Annotated in this window: 19 protein-coding genes; 13 read left to right on the forward strand and 6 right to left on the reverse strand. The window is 39.1% G+C overall.

Annotated elements, in window-relative coordinates; all coding sequences use genetic code 11:
• Positions 1 to 211: 211 nt before the first annotated feature.
• Positions 212 to 874: a conjugal transfer protein TrbI gene (locus VB797_RS06435; RefSeq protein ID WP_323236826.1), complete on the forward strand. Its 663-nt coding sequence runs from the start codon at positions 212 to 214 to the stop codon at positions 872 to 874.
• Between the two features lie 689 nt (positions 875 to 1,563).
• Positions 1,564 to 2,805, forward strand: a complete 1,242-nt coding sequence (locus VB797_RS06440; protein WP_323236827.1) for an S-layer homology domain-containing protein — start codon at positions 1,564 to 1,566, stop codon at positions 2,803 to 2,805.
• A 29-nt stretch (positions 2,806 to 2,834) separates the two neighbouring features.
• On the opposite strand, the gene VB797_RS06445 is transcribed toward VB797_RS06440, so the two are convergent.
• On the reverse strand, positions 2,835 to 4,169 hold the full coding sequence (locus VB797_RS06445) for a sensor histidine kinase (protein WP_323236828.1): 1,335 nt from the start codon (positions 4,167 to 4,169) through the stop codon (positions 2,835 to 2,837).
• 281 nt (positions 4,170 to 4,450) lie between these two features.
• Here VB797_RS06445 and VB797_RS06450 point away from each other — a divergent pair, with 281 nt between their 5' ends.
• Positions 4,451 to 4,771 (forward strand): DUF3155 domain-containing protein, encoded by a 321-nt coding sequence (locus VB797_RS06450; protein WP_323236829.1) that lies wholly within the window; start codon positions 4,451 to 4,453, stop codon positions 4,769 to 4,771.
• A gap of 507 nt (positions 4,772 to 5,278) precedes the next feature.
• Here VB797_RS06450 and VB797_RS06455 read toward each other — a convergent pair.
• Positions 5,279 to 5,800 (reverse strand): cofactor assembly of complex C subunit B, encoded by a 522-nt coding sequence (locus VB797_RS06455; RefSeq protein WP_323236830.1) that lies wholly within the window; start codon positions 5,798 to 5,800, stop codon positions 5,279 to 5,281.
• Between the two features lie 64 nt (positions 5,801 to 5,864).
• Positions 5,865 to 6,212, reverse strand: coding sequence for a PadR family transcriptional regulator (locus tag VB797_RS06460; protein WP_323236831.1), 348 nt, complete (start codon positions 6,210 to 6,212; stop codon positions 5,865 to 5,867).
• A 573-nt stretch (positions 6,213 to 6,785) separates the two neighbouring features.
• Here VB797_RS06460 and VB797_RS06465 point away from each other — a divergent pair.
• The 5 genes from VB797_RS06465 to rpsN all read left to right on the forward strand — a co-directional run bounded on the left by VB797_RS06465 (position 6,786) and on the right by rpsN (position 11,357).
• Entirely contained in the window at positions 6,786 to 7,358 is a 573-nt protein-coding gene (locus VB797_RS06465) for a DUF3611 family protein (protein ID WP_323236832.1), read from the forward strand.
• Positions 7,359 to 7,761: 403 nt separating this feature from the next.
• On the forward strand, positions 7,762 to 9,051 hold the full coding sequence (gene serS, locus VB797_RS06470) for a serine--tRNA ligase (RefSeq protein ID WP_323236833.1): 1,290 nt from the start codon (positions 7,762 to 7,764) through the stop codon (positions 9,049 to 9,051).
• 180 nt (positions 9,052 to 9,231) lie between these two features.
• Positions 9,232 to 10,317 (forward strand): RIP metalloprotease RseP, encoded by a 1,086-nt coding sequence (rseP, locus tag VB797_RS06475; protein ID WP_323236834.1) that lies wholly within the window; start codon positions 9,232 to 9,234, stop codon positions 10,315 to 10,317.
• Entirely contained in the window at positions 10,293 to 11,024 is a 732-nt protein-coding gene (nth, locus tag VB797_RS06480) for an endonuclease III (RefSeq protein WP_323236835.1), read from the forward strand. Before rseP ends, nth begins: the two co-directional genes overlap by 25 nt.
• A gap of 30 nt (positions 11,025 to 11,054) precedes the next feature.
• A complete protein-coding gene (rpsN, locus tag VB797_RS06485) occupies positions 11,055 to 11,357 on the forward strand; it encodes a 30S ribosomal protein S14 (protein ID WP_323236836.1) in 303 nt (100 codons plus the stop codon).
• A gap of 197 nt (positions 11,358 to 11,554) precedes the next feature.
• Here rpsN and VB797_RS06490 read toward each other — a convergent pair whose 3' ends face one another.
• Positions 11,555 to 11,884, reverse strand: a complete 330-nt coding sequence (locus VB797_RS06490) for a hypothetical protein (protein ID WP_323236837.1) — start codon at positions 11,882 to 11,884, stop codon at positions 11,555 to 11,557.
• Positions 11,885 to 11,989: 105 nt separating this feature from the next.
• Here VB797_RS06490 and aat point away from each other — a divergent pair, with 105 nt between their 5' ends.
• On the forward strand, positions 11,990 to 12,565 hold the full coding sequence (aat, locus tag VB797_RS06495) for a leucyl/phenylalanyl-tRNA--protein transferase (RefSeq protein WP_323236838.1): 576 nt from the start codon (positions 11,990 to 11,992) through the stop codon (positions 12,563 to 12,565).
• A 269-nt stretch (positions 12,566 to 12,834) separates the two neighbouring features.
• Here the strand turns inward: aat and VB797_RS06500 are convergent, their stop codons facing one another.
• Positions 12,835 to 13,629, reverse strand: coding sequence for a DUF3598 family protein (locus tag VB797_RS06500; RefSeq protein ID WP_323236839.1), 795 nt, complete (start codon positions 13,627 to 13,629; stop codon positions 12,835 to 12,837).
• Between the two features lie 197 nt (positions 13,630 to 13,826).
• Positions 13,827 to 14,720, reverse strand: coding sequence for an ABC transporter permease (locus VB797_RS06505; protein ID WP_323236840.1), 894 nt, complete (start codon positions 14,718 to 14,720; stop codon positions 13,827 to 13,829).
• A 214-nt stretch (positions 14,721 to 14,934) separates the two neighbouring features.
• On the opposite strand from VB797_RS06505, the gene VB797_RS06510 reads away from it, so the two are divergent.
• The 4 genes from VB797_RS06510 (at position 14,935) to VB797_RS06525 (ending at position 18,112) form a co-directional block, all read left to right on the forward strand.
• A complete protein-coding gene (locus VB797_RS06510) occupies positions 14,935 to 16,314 on the forward strand; it encodes a pentapeptide repeat-containing protein (protein WP_323236841.1) in 1,380 nt (459 codons plus the stop codon).
• A gap of 403 nt (positions 16,315 to 16,717) precedes the next feature.
• Positions 16,718 to 17,059 (forward strand): hypothetical protein, encoded by a 342-nt coding sequence (locus VB797_RS06515; protein WP_323236842.1) that lies wholly within the window; start codon positions 16,718 to 16,720, stop codon positions 17,057 to 17,059.
• Between the two features lie 269 nt (positions 17,060 to 17,328).
• Positions 17,329 to 17,892, forward strand: a complete 564-nt coding sequence (gene def, locus VB797_RS06520; protein ID WP_323236843.1) for a peptide deformylase — start codon at positions 17,329 to 17,331, stop codon at positions 17,890 to 17,892.
• A 13-nt stretch (positions 17,893 to 17,905) separates the two neighbouring features.
• Complete coding sequence (locus VB797_RS06525) at positions 17,906 to 18,112, forward strand: hypothetical protein (RefSeq protein ID WP_323236844.1); 207 nt, start codon at positions 17,906 to 17,908, stop codon at positions 18,110 to 18,112.
• Positions 18,113 to 18,248: the final 136 nt, after the last annotated feature.

The raw sequence follows: 18,248 nt of genomic DNA on the forward strand, positions 1-18,248 counted from the left end.
CCTTGAGGAACAATGTAAAAAAAATAGCGTCATCAAAAGGCTTAATATGAAAAATTCTACCTATATAAATTTAAATCATCTCAACGATTCTCGATCAATTACCAATGCCTTATGTCCATACCCAACTTGATAAATTTTTAGAAACATTTTAGAAACAATATCATTATTTTCGCGTCATAACATATAGTCTCAAGACTAAAGGAATTCTCTTATGACTGGCTTTTATCGTTGGAAATCTGGAACCGCTGCATTTTTGGCACTAAGCATTACAACCGCTGCGGCTACACCTATTTTAGTATCAACCCCCGCTACAGCACAAGCAATTTTCGGACAATCAAGAGGAGTTTCTATTCCTTCAGGAGTAAGACTTCCTGTTACTTTTGATAAAGAGAAAATTGTTGTTACACCAGATGAAACAACTGACTTAACTCTAACAGTTGCAACTAATATTATTGATAGCAACAGAAACGTATTGATTCCTCGCGGTAGCGAACTTGTCGGACAATTAGAACCAGCAACTTTGGGTCGTGAAAAAGGTTCTCGATTTGTGGCACGAGAGTTAGTTTTTCCTGATGGTAGAAAGCAGAATATCGATGCAACTTCTGCGGTAGTTACCAGAAAAGAAACAATTAAAAGAGGTGCTAGTACAAGTAAAGTTTTGACAGATGCTGCTTATGGTACGGCTGCTGCAACTGTCATTTCACTGATCACGGGAAATAAGAAAATTGAAACCTTAGAACCCATCGCTGGTGCGGCTGCGGGTGCTTTAGCAAGTATTTTTTTACGACGCAAGGAAGTAGAAGTTGTGGTGATTAACCCTCAAAATGACCTTAGCGTCACTTTGCGTTCTAATCTATTGCTATCTCGCTTCTAGGATTGATTTCGCGACATCATTTTCTAGCTTGTATTTAATGCCATCGTCACTTGAAACGTTTAAGTGTACGGTGGCTTGTTTTTTTGGCAAAAGGATAAGGGGAAAATTAAACCCCTAACTCCTAACTCTTAACTCTCAATCCAACATCGCATAACTTCTAAACAGTTAATTTTTAAAGTAGTCCCGATTGGAAAATTGACTAAGTGTATAAACATAGATAGAAATACTATAAGTGAATATATCCGAGTAATTGCTTAAGTATATTGAAGCCGACTTCTTATTAACTAAACATTCATATAATTGCAAATCAATTTGTTTTGTTTGTTTGAGCATCAGCTAGAGAGCGGAGGTTAAACTGACACACGCTCTAGCATGACTTTAAAGGACACAAGCTATATTTAGTATAGTTTTAAGCTATAAATACTACTTAAAATAGCTATATCTATTTACATACCGCCATCTAAAACAACTACTGACTTTTCTTTAATCTGAGGCAACTATTTTATTAATAGTACGTCTTAGTTAATTAAACGGAATGAGTCTTTCGATTGCCAAATATATACCTAAATTAAACTTAGGGTATTAGGTCTAAATAGGACATTAAAAATCAAAAAATACTCGGAACATTTAGTTCGAGATATTGTCAGAATAAATAACAGAATTAAACGGAATTGTTGGGGAAAAATTAAATGTCTAATCTAAATCGTTGGAAATCAAAATCTGCTGCATTCATGGCTTTAGGTATAACAGCAGTGACTTTAGCACCAATAGTTGCACCCGCACCATCCGCTGCTCAAACTAATGGTTTTTATGATGTTTCATCTAACTATTGGGCAGCACCTTTTATTAAAGAATTAGCACAGCGGGGAGTTATCGCTGGATTTCCCGATGGTAGCTTCCGTCCCGATAAACCAGTAACCCGCTCTGAATTTGCGGCGATGATTCGCAAAGCTTTCAACAAACCTCAAGAAAGACAGCCAATTAACTTTGGTGACGTATCTAGCAACTATTGGGCTTACAGCGCGATTCAAGAGGCTTACGCGACTGGTTTCTTGTCTGGATATCCCGGTCAAGTTTTCCGTCCTACTCTAAATATTCCTCGCGAGCAGGTATTAGTTTCTCTTGCCAACGGTTTAGACTATGTTCCCAGCGGTAATGTGCAAAGCACGCTGCAATACTATAGCGATAGCTACAACATCTCCAGCTATGCTACCAGCCCGATCGCCGCAGCTACAGAGAAGCGATTGGTAGTTAACTATCCTAATACCAAGTTCCTCAATCCTAAAGTAACTGCAACCCGTGCAGATGTAGCGGCTTATATTTACCAAGCTTTAGTTAGCAGCAATCAAGCTAGCGCCATTAGCTCGCCCTACATTGTAGCTATCAACACGACTACACCGATCGCAAACATTACTATCCCCGAAGGAACTGTTCTTCCCGTTAAATACGACAAAGCAGAAAAAATTCTTGTCACCAAGGATGAAACAGCACCTTTAACCTTAACCATCTCGCAAAACGTAGTTACCGATACCGGCAACTTGGTGATTCCCGCAGGTTCTCGCGTTGAAGGTAAACTTCAACCTGCTAATGGTGGTTCTCAATTCGTAGCTCAAAAACTGATTTTGACTAACGGAAAAGAATACGAAATTAATGCAACTTCTGGAATCATTGACAAGATTGAAACCGTTAAAAAAGGTACTAGCACTTCAGGTATCATCAGAAATACCGCATTAGGTGCGGGTGCCGCTGCTGCTGTTGCTGCGGTAACTGGCGATCGCGCTATAGCTACTGAAGAAGTTTTAGGTGGTGCGGCAATCGGTGCGATAACTGGTATTTTCTTTAACAAGAAGAGCGTTGACTTGATTGTTATCGACCCAAATACCGATTTAGAAATGACCATCGGTAGAAGCTTCGACGTTTCATTACGATAAGAAAGTAGGGAGTAAGTAGACAATAACTCCTAACTCCTAACTCCTAACTCTTCCTTCGCTTCCGGTAAGCGAATAATAAACGTAGTTCCTGAATTACCCGGTGTATAAATAGCAAAATTAATTGCAGGGCTGAAAACTTCCATTTCGCCCTGCATTTGTTCTATCAACTGTTTAGCTATAGCTAATCCCAAGCCGGAACCAGGAATTTGAGTTTGAGCCTGTACCCCTCTATAACCTCTTTCCCCCAGATGCTCTAAGTCCTGTTGTGGAACTCCCGGTCCATTATCGCTAATAGCAATTCCCAGAAAATTAGCTTTATCTTTTACAGATTCAATTAAAATCTTACCGCCAGCGGGAGTATATTTCAAAGCATTATCAATAATATTACTCAGTACTTCTCGTAATGCTTTGGGATTTCCTCGTACCAATAGTAAATAATTATCAACATTAACTATTAATTCTAAATAACGTTCTTGCGCTATTGCTAATGCTGAAATTAATAATGGCTGCAATACATCATTCAAATTAAAATCAATCAGTTCTTGTTCTGCACCGTTTAATAATAACAAAGGTTTACGCTCTTCTACAGTAGCCTCTACTTCTACTTCGTTTTGTACCGATAATTTCGCTGGAAGTAAATCTTCTGGAGTCAAGTCAATCGCTTCGTCAAATTTTTGTAATAGTTCTTTAAGGCGATCGCTTTCCCTAATGATGGATAACGCGACTTCTCGATTTGCATCTTTTGGTCGCAATCGTTTTGTGAGTAATTTCCCAAAAGTTCGTAAAGCCGTTAGCGGATTCCGAAATTGATGCAGCAAGTTGTCCATCAAATCTAACTGCTTTTCTTGCATGATTTGATGTTGGTGTAACTGGCTTGCTAACCAAGCGCGTCTACTGTCCATAATGCAAGCGATCGCCAAAGTTTTTGCTATACGCTCAATTTGAGTGCGTTCGCTTTCCTTCCAACTACGGTCTTCTCTACCCGTTACCAATAAACCCATCATTACCGAGTCGTGAATCAAAGGTAAAACAATTTGGTCGCCATCCATTAAGTATTCTTGATTGTCTTCTTCGGTTTTCTCAGCCGACTTCTCATTTGATTGCGAACTAATTACAACTGATGACGCACTTAACAAATAAGGTTTGACAGACGGTAAAGCTATTTGGTGCTGAAATTCTACCACCTCTGTTTCCGGATAAACCGCTACAGGAATTAACTTGGCTTCCCCTCCTGCCTGTGACGGTACGTCTGCCAATTCTTGCGTTAAGTACACAACGCTTAAAGATGCTCCTAACCCTGTCGCTAGCAGCGCTAATTGTTCGCGGCACAGAGCAACAAACTCCGAACTGGCAGAAATTATCATAAACAGACTATAAATGTAGGCGGTTATACAAAAATTGCGAGCTTTTTCACAATCGGGATTAATATTACCCTTTTTACAAAGCTTAACTAATTATGAGTTGTAATAATTGATTCAAAAGCATTATATTAATCAATACTTTCGATTTATTTATATTCAAATAATTTGTTTTCTGATTTCAGATAGTTAAGAACCATTGATTTTTTTGACTAAAACTTTTATAATTGGCTCGGATTTTGTAGCTATAACTACAGTCTGGAAGCTCACAAGAGGAGGAAAATATTTTGGCAAGGAGAAGGAAGCGCAAAAGCCGCCGTCGTCAGGAAGGACGGCGTATTTTAGAACATGTGCCTCAATTTAGCATCGAAAGTGGTGAAGATAAACCTGTGACAGCAGCGAGAAAATTTATTCAAGCTGAGGGTATACTTCCACCTGCTTTATTGCTAGTAAAACGTAATGAACACACTACAGACCGTTATTTTTGGGCTGAAAAGGGTCTGTTTGGTGCTCAGTACGTTGAAGAAAATCATTTCTTATTTCCCAGCTTGAGAACAATGGAACCTTCTTTGATTCCAGAAGTACTAGCACTTTCTGCCGCTCGATAAACAGATGTGATCGTTCGTCTTAAGCATTGAGTGTGGCTTTAGACAATCATCCATTAACTGGCAAAATGATCCGTTTTTTTGAAATGTTTATGTTTTTTTAAGTTTTGAAATTCTTTGCCAGTAAAATCAGTTCGAGAAAGCTACATAAAAAGATTAGTTCCATGCAAGTTAAATAATTTTGGATGGTTCAATCATAACTGTGAGGATAAATTAATTTTCGAGATAGAGGATTGAGTAAAACTCCTTTACCTGCTTATAGCTTTTCTATAATGGAGGCTGTGCTAGCGTGGTTCGGGGAAAATATCTGTAGGTTTCAATCAACTAATCGGTTGTGATATCACCTTATATCCTGTTTGATTAAACAACAGTTTTCCCGCGACCCTGCGAGAAGTTATAGAAATTAACACCAAAGTAGGAAGTTTTGCTTTTTCCTCGTCTCCATTTCACTCAAGGCAATAAAAAAATAATGCCTTGAAAGAAATGTTTGTATCCTCATTGAACGATAATTTATACCCTTTTTAGCTGTAACGCCTTTTCTAGAGAGATAATTTCATCTCGATGTGCGATTACAGTAATTTTAGTATCTTGTTCGCTATCGGTGCCTTCAACCGTTAGCGACACATTTTCGACTCTTCCGGCTTTATTCCAATAAAATATACCGCTTAAAGGGGATAAGAAAATTATCCCGTAAAACAGTATACTTTGACTGGAAAAAAGTAGAGATAAAACTAAGGACAGGCAAACAAGCCCAACAGCAGCAAGAAAAGTTAAAAAGATAGCTAAAAACCAGCTGGGTTTAACAAAGCCAGTCATACTTACTTTATTTTGTTGCGGGTCTACCGCTGCCACTCGATAAGACCGCGCTCGAAAATACTCCTTTAATTGAGGCATTAAGGAGGATTCATCTAATTGGGATACCAGTTGTGCTGTTTCTGTACGGTCTTTAGTAGAAGCCCTAATAAAGAAAAATAAGCCGACCGACATTAATAAAGTTAACAACAAGGTGGATGGCAGAATAGCAGTATCCATAACAGATTAATAAGTGTAAGTAAGAGAAACAGTTACCATTATTGGTTAAATTGCCCTACTTATACTAAATTGTTCTCCGCTTAATGTAATCGTGCCAAAGACGAGCTAAATCTTGGGCTTGAGTTTGCCAGTCAGGGGAAACTTGGTACATCCGTCGGGGACGACCGCGACCTTCAAGCTTCTTCCAGTATCCAGTAATTGCTTTCTGGTCTTCAAGAAACTTAATCGCACTATAAAGTACGGTATCCGAAAGTCGATAAGTTGGATATTCGGACTCCAGTTTTTGGATCAACTCGGTGCCGTAAGACTCCCCTTGTTGCAAAACAGACAAGATATAACAAACAGCTAATTCCTGACAGAGGTAGGTTGGCGGAGGATTCTCAAAGAATTGATATATATCCTCAAGTTTCATGGTTAGTGAATGGCTAAAAAAATGCCTTAATGTTGAGCCTGTAATTTCTATAGAGAGTATATAGTGCTACTCCAGAAAATGTAAGTATATAACGCTACTTAGGCTGATTTGCCTGTATCGTAAACACTACATCAAAATTCACGATTGTTACTCGTGGTACTGGCACACTAAAAGCAGGGTGCAGTAGACCGCACCCCTACTTAAACTCGAAAAGTAGTGTTGTGAGGAGTTGCTTGACAGCGAGGAGAATCGCTATCAGTGTGTCAACTGATGCCAAGCAGCTAAGGACTGCTTAAGCATAAAATGGCACCTAAGCAATTTTAAAGGCAAATTGCAGCTTTTTTGTAAAACTTAACAAATACTTTTTTTACGAAGATTATCCTGTGGGTAATTTGACTTATATTTAGCTGTTGAATTCGTTATGGTTACAAGCAACAACCTCTTAGATGATACGCAGATGAGGAAGTTTTCGTGAAGAATTTGTGTACTTAAAGTAAAATTATTGGCTTACACCCGATATAGTAAGTGCAATAATTCTGTCAAAGAGCGCAAACAGAAAATTTTTTTATAAATATGTCAGAACAGCTCGACGATCGATCTTCCTCTTCCAAAGTCCGTTCTATCGGACAGAACTTCCGTCTGACGGGTTGGATTAGCTTTTGGACTCAGTTGGTGCTGGGTGTTGTCTCAGCCCTACTTTTATTAGTTTTCGTAGTTTTTGGTCGTAGAACTGGAAGTCCTAGTAATAATCCGGGTACCGGACTAGGAGTATTTTTTGCAATATGTGGATTGGTTGCTTTAGCTGTAGGTATGTATTTAGCTTTCCGTTATGCTCGCATCGGTAAACAGCTACTATCGACCAACCCCAACAATCGTCCCCGCAAAAACGAATCCGTGCAAGTTTTGCGCTTAGGGTTAATAGTAAATTTGGTGGGAATGCTGTTGACGCTTTTGGGAGCGCAAGCGATCGTAGGTACTTTAGTCGCTAGAGCAATATCTTCTCAAGCTGCGACTACCCTATTCGATCCGAGTCGAATCATTAGCGGGTTGGATATGTTTGTAGTACAGTCCAATACAAACACTGTAACGGCGCACTTTGTCGGACTTGTAGCATCAATTTGGTTATTAAATCGTATCACCAGATGAGTGTGAAGGCGATACGATTTAGGAGCTATAAGAGGAGGTAAGAAGATTAGAGGAAGCAATCTTTCTTGTTCATTGTTACTTTTACTCTTGTTCTCGATCCGGAATCTTCCGGGGTGGTTTTCTAATTAAAATTTTTTTAAAGAAAATTATGTGAGTTCGATGGAAATAATTCTACTATCAGAAATTGGGTTTTTATGAAATTTGTCAGGGTATTACAAATACTCCCATCTAAAAACTCCACTTCTCAACCCAATTAAATTTACGATCTGTTGTGAAGTCAACCCGTCAAAATTAATGTGGTTAAGTAGTGGTAGAAAATTTTTTGCTCTGAAGTCAACGCAATATTAAAATGTGAGATTGTGTCTTGACCCAAATATACTAAATCTTAAACTGAGAATTATCCGTGCTAGATATTAAGCAAATAAGAGAAAATCCGCAATCAGTTCTACAAAGGTTGAAGAATCGCGGCGATAATTACGATATTCAGCCAATTGTTGACTTGAATCAACAACAACGCGAGTTAGAGACTAATCGAAGTCAACTCCAAGCTCGCAGTAACGAAATTGGTAAGCTGGTAGGTCAGAAAATTAAGTCGGGTGTCAATCCTCAAGATGCAGAAATTCAAGATTTACGAGAGGAAGGCAATTCTCTCAAAGCGAAATTGAGCGAACTTGAACCCCAAGAAAAAGAAATTAAAGCCGAAATCGAACAGCGAGTACTTGCACTTCCGAATTTACCGAGCGAGTCTACACCTATTGGTAAAAGTGAGGAAGATAATGTAGAAGTGCGACGCTGGGGTGATGAGTATTTACCCCAAAATGAAAATATCATTCCTCATTGGGAAATTGGCGAAAGGTTGGGTTTTCTCAACTTTGAGCGAGCTGTAAAAGTTGCTCAAAGTCGTTTTGTTGCTTTGATTGGATCTGGTGCAGCCTTGGAAAGAGCATTAATTCAGTTTATGCTCAATACTCACGTAGCAGCAGGTTACGTAGAAGTCGTTCCGCCGTTTTTGGTTAACACCGAGTCATTGACCGCTACCGGACAATTACCTAAGTTTGCTGAAGAAAGCTTTAAATGCGCCGATGATGATTTATGGCTGACTCCTACAGCAGAAGTTCCCTTAACAAATCTTTATCGTAGTGAAATTATCAGTGCAGAAGATTTACCCATATATCACTGTGCTTATAGTCCTTGTTTTCGCCGCGAAGCCGGAAGTTACGGACGCGATATGCGCGGGTTGATTCGTCTGCATCAATTTAATAAAGTTGAACTGGTCAAATTAGTTAGTCCCGAAACTTCTTTTGATGAATTAGAAAAATTACTGGGGGACGCTGAAGCAATTTTACAAGCTTTACAGTTGCCTTACCGAGTCGTCGAGTTATGTACTGGAGATTTAGGATTTTCGGCAACAAAAACTTACGATATAGAAGTTTGGCTTCCTTCAAGTGGCAAGTATCGGGAAATTTCTAGTTGTTCTAATTGCGGAGACTTTCAAGCGAGGAGAGGTAATATTCGATTCAAAGAAGCTGGTAAGAAAGGAACTCAGTTCGTACATACCCTCAACGGTTCCGGATTAGCAGTGGGACGGACTATGGCAGCTATTTTAGAAAATTATCAGCAACCCGATGGGACTTTACACGTACCGCAGGTGTTGCAACCTTATTTAGGGGGTAAGGAGATTTTAGAAGTATAGGTAATGGGTAATGGGTAATGGGTAATGGGTAAGGGGACAAATAACTTCTCACTTCTAATCTCCCTTAATCCAAAATCCAAAATCCAAAATCTAAAATTCCTATTCCCAATGCCCCATGCCTAATGCCCCATGTCCACTTTAAAATAAAGAAATGTATAGTTTAAATAAATTCACAATTCTATGTCAGTTTTAGCCGCGATCGCAGTATTGGCTGTACTCATCTTTGTACACGAGTTAGGACATTTTATTGCAGCAAGGTCTCAAGGTATTCATGTTAACCGCTTTTCGTTGGGTTTTGGTCCGGTACTTTTGAAGTATCAGGGTTCTGAAACTGAGTATGCGGTGCGTGCTTTTCCTTTGGGTGGTTTTGTAGGATTTCCCGATGATGACCCGGATAGTAAAATTGAGCCTAACGACCCGAATTTACTGCGTAACCGTCCGGTTTTAGATCGGGCGATCGTGATTAGTGCTGGGGTAATCTCAAATTTAATCTTTGCTTATTTTCTGTTGGTATCTCAGGTCGGGTTTGTGGGAATACCCCAAGCTACTCAACCAGGAGTCTTGATTCAAGAACTGGCTCCACAAGTTAGCAATGTAGCTGCTGCTGCTGGAATTAAGCCCGGAGATGCGATTTTAGCCGCAGATGGTACAGAATTTGGTACATCCCTCCAAGAGATAGAAAAATTAAGGGATGTAATCAAAAATCATCCGGGGAAAGAGATTGAATTAAAGATTAAAAGAGGCGATCAAAACATTAACTTAACGGTAATTCCTGAAGCTAAACCTGGTGGTGGTAGTATTGGTGTTGGTCTGTCTCCTAACGGTAAAGTAGAACGTCGTCCTGCAACAAGTATTTTACAAGCCTTTAGCGTTGGTGCAACTCAGTTTCAGAACATTATTGTCCAGACATTTCAAGGTTTTGGAAAATTAATTACTAACTTTGGTGACACAGCAGGTCAAGTCGCAGGACCCGTTAAAATTGTCAAAATTGGTGCGAGTATTGCTCAAAACGATACTGGTAGTTTGTTCTTTTTTGCCGCATTAATTAGCATTAACTTGGCTTTCATCAATATTTTGCCTTTACCGGCTTTAGATGGTGGGCAACTTGCTTTTCTGCTAATTGAAGGTGTGCGCGGTAAGCCTTTACCCAGCCGCGTTCAGGAAGGTGTAATGCAGACGGGTTTAGTACTACTTTTAGGATTAGGTCTTTTTCTCATAGTTAAAGAAACTACCCAGTTGGAATGGGTACAAAAGTTATTCCAGTGAATACTAACGGAAAAAAATATTCTAGTAAAAAGCAGCAAGCCCGATCTATTTTGGTGCGTTTAAAGCGATTGTATCCTGATGCAACTTGTTCGTTAACTTATTCAACGCCGGTACAGTTACTTGTAGCGACGATTCTCTCCGCTCAATGTACTGACGAGCGAGTTAATAAAGTAACACCAGAACTGTTCCGTCGATTCCCTGATGCAGATCGTTTAAGTAATGCGCCGATTGAAGAGCTTGAAAATTTGGTGCATTCTACAGGTTTTTATCGGAATAAAGCTAAGAATATCAAAGCCGCCTGTCAGATGATAGTTACTGAGTTTGGCGGTAAAGTTCCTCAGCGAATGGAAGAACTATTGCGGCTTCCTGGAGTAGCTCGGAAAACCGCAAATGTAGTTATGGCTCATGCTTTTGGGATTAATGCAGGGGTGACGGTTGATACTCATGTTAGTCGTCTCAGTCAAAGATTGGGCTTAACCGATTTTGAAGACGCAGTTCGTATTGAACGGGATTTGATGAAATTATTACCGCAAGAGGACTGGGAAAATTGGTCAATTCGACTGATTTATCACGGTCGCGCTGTTTGTCGGGCGCGGAATCCTGCTTGCACGGAGTGTGAGTTAGCCGATTTATGTGCTAGCGCACGCGATATTTATCGTCATCGTCAAAATGAAAATATTGATGTCATAAGTAGCGCCATTCGATAGAATAGGGAATGCTGTTCAAATAGGAATTATATGGCTAAGAAAGCTATGATCCAGCGCGACATAAAACGCGCCAAGATGGTAGATAAGTATTGGGATAAGCGTGAAGGTTTGTTAGAAGAGTTTAGACAAGCTCAAGACCCTTTGGAAAAGCTGGAAATCCACCGCAAAATTCAGCAACTACCTCGCAACAGCGCCCCAAATCGCCGTCGCAACCGCTGTTGGGTTACAGGTCGTCCCCGCGCTGTCTACCGCGACTTCGGTTTATGTCGCAACGTCCTGCGGGACTGGGCGCATCAAGGACTATTGCCCGGTGTGGTTAAGTCTAGCTGGTAATACGATTTTGGATTTTGGATTTTGGATTTTGGATTATAGATTTGCTGAGACTTCGGTAAAATAATTTTTACAGCAAATAAATATTTTGTAGAGGTAATAGCTTGTAAAAAGAGCAAAAAATTTATTCCCTTTACATTAAGCGCTTTTAGCGTAATTCATTAAAATCAATCCAAAATCTAAAATTTAAAATCTAAAATTCACTGTCCGCAACATTTATCAATTCCCAAGCTTTCCAAAAGCAGGTCGCTGACTGCGTTCGCGATCGCAAATTCTCCATAGAAACTTTTGGAAAAGTCAAAGAATCGCATTTCGGTGACTATGGCTAGAACTAATTCTCCTAAATCGTTTTCCCCTTCCATCCGCTGTCGGACAAAAATTTGCGCGGCACGTTCGGCTATGGTTTGATTAATAGTTTCTGGAATAAATTCTCGATCCAAAAAGGAATGCAAGCTCTGTTGCAACCATTTTCCTTCTTGTTGGGGATTTTCCGCAGGTGGTAACGTTATGGGTGGAATTGGTTGAGTCATATTTTTTATTTTTGGTAAAATATTTTAATTTATTTAACGAAAACTAACGTCTAAAAAGATCGGTTAAATTAGCTGGTCTTCTGATTTTAATTGTTCCTAAATTTTATGCAATATGATGTCGCCGCTATCATCGAAAGATACGCCCAAGGTCATTTTCTCATGGCTGATGAAAATAATCACTTGGGATGGTATAGCAGTCGCGATCGCACTTTAATTCCTTTGGATGACAGATTCCGCTACCCTAAGTCTTTAAGACGAGTTATTAATCAAGAACGGTTTTCAACTGCTATTAATCGCGACTTTGAAGCGGTAGTCGATGGATGTGCAGACCGAGACACTACTTGGATTTCTCAAGAGTTAAAGGAGATTTATTATTCTCTCAATCAAAGCGGTTGGGCATATAGTTTTGAAACTTGGCAAGGTGATGAACTTGCAGGAGGTATTTTGGGAATCGTTATTGGTGGTGCTTTTATCGGCGAATCAATGTTTTTTCGCATTCCTGAAGGCTCGAAAGTCGCGATGGTTAAGTTGGTCGAAAGACTGCGCGATCGTCAATTCATCTTTTTTGATGCTCAGTTGATGAATCCTCATTTAGAACGCTTTGGTGCTTACTCTATTAATGACAAGGAACATCAAGTTTTGTTGCACAAAGCTTTGCAATCTAACTCTTCCCTAATCTAAAGAAGTCAAGTCCTATTGCTACGTCTTTCATAATTACAAAAAAATCCCCACCAACCATTATTTCATTTGTTAACAAAGGTAACGGAAAAAATTTAATTATATGGAGTCGGCGAAATGGTATGATAATTTAGTGTAATAGCTTAAATATAATCGGGTATAGGCAAAATTTAAAAAAGCAAAAATATTCCCATTATATAAAAATACCAAAAAACGCGCCCTTTTTGAAGTAGTTAAAAAAGATTTTTTTAAAAGCAAAAAATCTTTACTTTTCAAACCTTCCTTTCCGTAACCAAAGTCAAACTGACCCATTCACCCTTGTTGTTATAGCTGCGAAACATACGTTGACGGAGATTGGGGTTAATTAACCAGCCAACTTCGAGAAACAAAGGTTGACCTAACTGCGCTTGCAGGGGAGAAGTAACGGAAGCTCCATCGGCAAGCAGCAAAACCTGCACCTGAGTTTGTTCAAATAAGATAATAGAGTCTTTGACAGTAGCAGTAGAGCTAATAGTGCGATTCGCAAAACTTAGACTTTGAGTTAATCCTGAATGATTGAGTTGTAAACTCATCTCGATCGGATAACTATCCGGCTTTTGTAAATCGGGATAGATAGTTATAGCTTCACCCACCCATTTACCCAACAAAGCATCAACCGTTAACACGGGATTTTGTATAGGTGGAGTACCCGCAAGATGTTCGCGAATTAAAGTAAACCGATCTAACTTGAGGTTTTTGTCAAAAAGCTGTACCAAGCGTAAACGACGATCGCCATGAATAAAACCAAATTCCGCACCAAAAGTAGAAAACGGTGCTAACTGAATAGAGCCTTGAGAAAACGCACCATCTTCAAAAAACATAATTCCCTTTCCCAGAGAACTGTATTCTAAAACCTTTTCATCTTCCCCAACGCGGACAATTTGGCGAATCGTTTGATTGTCATTTAAACCCGAAAAAGAAACAACACTTGGGAGATCTTCTAATAACTCACCTTGTGGAGACAAACGGGTAAACGAACCTTCCCATTCACCAAGATTTTTGAGTAAAGCATTCCATTGTGAATTCATAAATCAATTATCAATTATTAATTGGGTATGGGACATTGGGAATAGGTAATGGGTAATAGGGAATTGGGTAATATGGAGAAAATAACTCCTAACTCCTCACTCCTAACTCCTACTTCTTTTAATCCAAAATCCATTGACGCGAAAGCGTCTTCCCGCAGGGTAATCTAAAATCTAAAATTTAATAACTCCTAACTCTTTTAAGCTCTTTGTAGTGCAAATAAACTTCCTATCAATCCTACAGTTGCACCGAAGCTTAAAAGAATGACTGGTAGTAATAAGATTTGTAAAGAGCTAAGTTGTAAACCGTTGGTTAGAAATTGGATAAATTCGGGTTGATTAGCTAGGAATCGATTGACAAACTGTTGAATAAGACTAATAAAACTCCAAGCAATCGCACCACCAACAATTCCAAAAGTGATTCCTTGTAAGATAAACGGTAGATAAATCCAAGTAGAAGTTGCACCTACTAACTGCATAATCTCTATTTCTCGTCGTCGTGCCATCAATACGAGACGAATCGTAATACTAGTGACTGCGATCGCTGTTAATGTCAAAATAATGGTAATTGTCAGCGTTACCCAATTTAAACTTCGATGTAGCTGAGCAATACGTCTAACTGCTTCATCAACATACTGCACCGTATCCACAGCAGATAATTTAGCTAATTGAGTTGCTAAATCTGGTACGACTTCAGAATTTATTGCCTTTACTTTAATTTCATCTACCAAAGGATTGCCATTTAACTGTTGGGTAGCACCTTCAAGATCGGAAATTCCCATTTCTTGGACTAATTGCGTCCAAGCTTGTTCTTTGGTAATAGTTTTAATCGCAGCAACTTGTGGCATTTTCGCGACTAAGGTTTCAATACTTTCTGCACGCTCTGTGGGTTCGAGGTATACCGACACCTCTAATTGAGAACCAAATTGATTAAGTAGTTTTTCAACTTGCCAAGAAGTTTGCAGACTAATACCAAATAAAAATAGTAGCACCGCGACAGTACTTACAGCAGCCCAATTCATCCACCCACCCCGATGTAAACCTAAAAAAGTTTCTTTGAGTAGGTAATCTAACTTAGTCAGGAATTTAAACACGTTTGCAGGATGTAAAATTTTGAATAATTTATTGTAAATACTCGTAAGTATAAAGTCTCTACGCAATACTGCTGGTTTATTTGGGTTAAGAAAAATTATCTGTGGTAGGATTCTAAGCGAATCAGTCAGATAAGCGGATATCAAATATAATTTAATTAAAAAAACAAAAAAAAGTTAAAAATTAAGTCCCGTCTTGACGTGTAATTGATTAAAAATGGCTCAAGAATACCGTCGCGCAAAACTTAGAGGAAAATCATTTAAAGGACAAGATTTGACAGGAGCAGATTTCTCGTATTCTGACATTCGCGGTGCTGACTTCACTAACGCGATTCTCAGAGATACAAACTTCAGCAGCACAAAAGCCGGTTTACAACGCCGTTGGGCAATGACTATAATTTTATTTTCGTTACTGCTATCGGCGCTCAGTGGTTTAATGTCCGCTGTTGGTGGTTCTTTGATGGGATTTATTTTAATTGATAGCGCCCGTGAAAATGTTTATATAGGCGTAGCAAGTTTACTTATACTCTCAGTATTTTTTCTATTAAGCGTCCGTAAGGGATTGTTGTCAGCCTGCGTATTTTTAGCGGTAGCTATAGCCTTAGCAGTAGTTACCGCTGTCGCTTGGGCTGGCTTTGTAGCCGTTGTTTGGAGCGGATTAGCTACTACCGAAGCAACAGAAATTGCCCCAATCGTAGCTGTAGTCGCCACAGGAACGGTCGCCGTCATCGTGACTGCGGTTGGAGCGGTATCTGTAACAATTGCAGCAGCAATCACCGGGGCGATCGCCGGAATTTTCGCAGTTGTAATGACTGTAATAGTCGCGGGAATAACCGCTGGGATTGTATCGGTATTTGCGATGATGCAAAATCCCGTAGCGGGAATAGTGTCTAGTACCGTGTCGGTAATTTTGGTAATTCTGTCTGCTTATATTGGTTATCGAGCCATATTTGAGGATAAAAGGCAGAATTTTGTCCGTAAAGTTGCGCTTTCCCTAATTACAAGGTACGGAACTAGTTTTCGTAATGCCGATCTCACAGATGCTGATTTTACTCAAGCCAAACTCAAAGGTGCTAATTTCACTAAAGCCAAAGTTAAACGCACCAACTGGTTTGATATCAAAAAAGTCCATTTAGCCGCAGTCAGTACAACTTATTTAGAAAATGCTCAAATGCGCGAGCTAGTTGTCAATAAAAATTTACAAAACAAAATATTTGACGGTTGGAACTTGCGAGGAATTAATTTGCAGGGAGCAAATCTAAAAGATGCGAGTTTTACCGAAGCCAATCTGAGCGAAACCAACTTGCGAAACGCGGATATTTCTAGAGCTAAACTAGTGCGATCGCAATTAGACAAAGCTGATTTGAGAAACGCTAATTTAACGGGAGCATATGTAGAAGATTGGAATGTAACTCCACAAACTAAGTTATATCCCATCGATTGCGACTATATATTTTTACGGATACCGACTCCAGAAGATCCAAATCCCCATCGTTTACCTGCTAATTGGGAAGCAAGCTTTAAAGACGGTGAATTCAATCAGTTGATGAATCCTTTATTGAAAATTTCAAATTATAGTAACGGATATATTAGTTAATTGGGAATTGGTAATTGGGAATTGGTAATTGGTAATTGGGAATTGGGAATTGGGAATTGGGAATTGGTAATTGGGAATTGGGAATTGGGAATTGGTAATAGAGAAATACAGATAAATTCAATGTTGATTTTGATGTCTCTTCCGAAATATGTTTTATTGTTGCTGTAGCATTTGACAGTTATCAACAATCGATTATCAATTAATTGTTACTTATTCCCTACTCCCTACTCCCTACTCCCTACTCCCTACTCCCTTAGAGTATATTCTAATCGCGATATTACTTATTTTAGTAATTGAGTTAAGAGAAAAAAATGCTCGTATTCATAGTTTAAACGTAATATTGAAAACTGCTTTAGTTCAGCCTAATTTATACGTACAAACCTACCAAATTATAGGAGATATCATGTCTGAAGATAACGGAATCACAATTAATCCTCAAGGGGATGCTGTGGGAATTTCGATTGGTGATGATAATTATCAAGAAGGAGTTTTCGCTAAAACTAGCGGTGACGTTGCAAATGTTGTCAATGAAGCTGAGGGTTCACGAGAAGCAGCTTCACCCCGGATGAAAGCGCTTTTTGCTCAAATACAAAAGACTATCGAAAATAATGATGATTTATCACCGCAAGATAAAAGTTATGCTTTGCAGCAATTGAAATCTTTAGAATCTACTAGTCAAACTCATAAAAACCAATTCATGGTAGCAGAATCGGATGAATTATTATCGGATGCGTCAATAATGTAGTATAATCCTGGCGATTATATAAAGTCCGGGTAGGTATATTATATTCGCCAGGTTGTAGTAGGTTCGCGTTCAACTTCTGCAGCAGAAAAAATATCATAACTTTGAACTTGGGTAATAAGAATTTTCCGACTACTAAAACAAGCTATTAACGGGAATTAACGTAATGGGTACATTTACGATCTCCCCCGAACCCCTCTGTCCATCCACTTGGTTGCTAAGATGAAGTAAATCTCCATTATTTCACGTCGATACTTGTGAGTTAGAAAACTATGTCCTCTGCGATCGCTGTTGAGAAAAAAAAGTTAAAAAACCCCCCCTTGGAACTTCATTACTTAGGGGATAAGGTCTTGAGACAACCTGCAAAGCGCATATCAAAGGTAGATGACGAACTTCGTCAATTGGTGCGCGAAATGCTGCAAACTATGTACAGCAATGACGGTATTGGTTTAGCTGCACCCCAAGTGGGAGTTCACAAACAGCTAATCGTTATGGATATTGAACCGGATAACGCAGCAAATCCCCCATTGGTTTTGATTAATCCTGTTATTAAAAAAGCTTACGGTAACATCTGCGTAGAACAAGAAGGATGTTTAAGTATTCCGGGTGTTTATCTGGATGTCAAACGTCCCGAAATGGTCGAAGTTGCCTACAAAGATGAAAATGGTCGTCCGCAAACCCTCAAAGCAGGGGATTTACTCGCACGCTGTATCCAACACGAGATGGATCATCTCAATGGTGTAGTATTTGTAGACCGAGTAGAAAACACCATAATTTTGACGCAAGAGCTATCTAAGAATGGTTTTTCCCATCAAGCTGTAAAATCAATAGCATAGAAGGGGAAAATTTATGAACACAATGACTCCGATTAGCGGTTTGTTTTTACTTGGTTCTTGCATCACTGCGATCGCAGCAGTTGGTTCAATTTTTGAGCTAAGTTCAGGACAACCAGATCTCGGAATGCAAAATACCGCAATTATCTTGGGAATTAGCATTCCGCTGACATTTTTGTTTTTCTTTGCCGCAGTACGAGATGCACGAGCTAATATGAAATAAGCATCAGGTACGAATAAAGGAAAAAGGAAAAGGAACAAAGTTTAACTTTATTCTTTGACCTTTTACCTTTTTATTTTTGTGAGAATGGGTAATTGGTAATGGGTAATTGGTAATATAAAATCATTTAACTCCTAAC

It is taken from the genome of Rivularia sp. UHCC 0363 (assembly GCF_034931125.1).
Lineage (GTDB): Bacteria > Cyanobacteriota > Cyanobacteriia > Cyanobacteriales > Nostocaceae > Rivularia.

Bases quoted from the DNA above. Each gene is read 5' to 3' on its own strand.
- VB797_RS06435 (WP_323236826.1), top strand. From the start codon at position 212: ATGACTGGCTTTTATCGTTGGAAATCTGGAACCGCTGCATTTTTGGCA.
- VB797_RS06440 (WP_323236827.1), top strand. From the start codon at position 1,564: ATGTCTAATCTAAATCGTTGGAAATCAAAATCTGCTGCATTCATGGCT.
- VB797_RS06445 (WP_323236828.1), bottom strand. From the start codon at position 4,169: ATGATAATTTCTGCCAGTTCGGAGTTTGTTGCTCTGTGCCGCGAACAA.
- VB797_RS06455 (WP_323236830.1), bottom strand. From the start codon at position 5,800: ATGGATACTGCTATTCTGCCATCCACCTTGTTGTTAACTTTATTAATG.
- VB797_RS06460 (WP_323236831.1), bottom strand. From the start codon at position 6,212: ATGAAACTTGAGGATATATATCAATTCTTTGAGAATCCTCCGCCAACC.
- VB797_RS06465 (WP_323236832.1), top strand. From the start codon at position 6,786: ATGTCAGAACAGCTCGACGATCGATCTTCCTCTTCCAAAGTCCGTTCT.
- rseP (WP_323236834.1), top strand. From the start codon at position 9,232: ATGTCAGTTTTAGCCGCGATCGCAGTATTGGCTGTACTCATCTTTGTA.
- nth (WP_323236835.1), top strand. From the start codon at position 10,293: ATGGGTACAAAAGTTATTCCAGTGAATACTAACGGAAAAAAATATTCT.
- rpsN (WP_323236836.1), top strand. From the start codon at position 11,055: ATGGCTAAGAAAGCTATGATCCAGCGCGACATAAAACGCGCCAAGATG.
- VB797_RS06490 (WP_323236837.1), bottom strand. From the start codon at position 11,884: ATGACTCAACCAATTCCACCCATAACGTTACCACCTGCGGAAAATCCC.
- aat (WP_323236838.1), top strand. From the start codon at position 11,990: ATGCAATATGATGTCGCCGCTATCATCGAAAGATACGCCCAAGGTCAT.
- VB797_RS06500 (WP_323236839.1), bottom strand. From the start codon at position 13,629: ATGAATTCACAATGGAATGCTTTACTCAAAAATCTTGGTGAATGGGAA.
- VB797_RS06510 (WP_323236841.1), top strand. From the start codon at position 14,935: ATGGCTCAAGAATACCGTCGCGCAAAACTTAGAGGAAAATCATTTAAA.
- VB797_RS06515 (WP_323236842.1), top strand. From the start codon at position 16,718: ATGTCTGAAGATAACGGAATCACAATTAATCCTCAAGGGGATGCTGTG.
- def (WP_323236843.1), top strand. From the start codon at position 17,329: ATGTCCTCTGCGATCGCTGTTGAGAAAAAAAAGTTAAAAAACCCCCCC.
- VB797_RS06525 (WP_323236844.1), top strand. From the start codon at position 17,906: ATGAACACAATGACTCCGATTAGCGGTTTGTTTTTACTTGGTTCTTGC.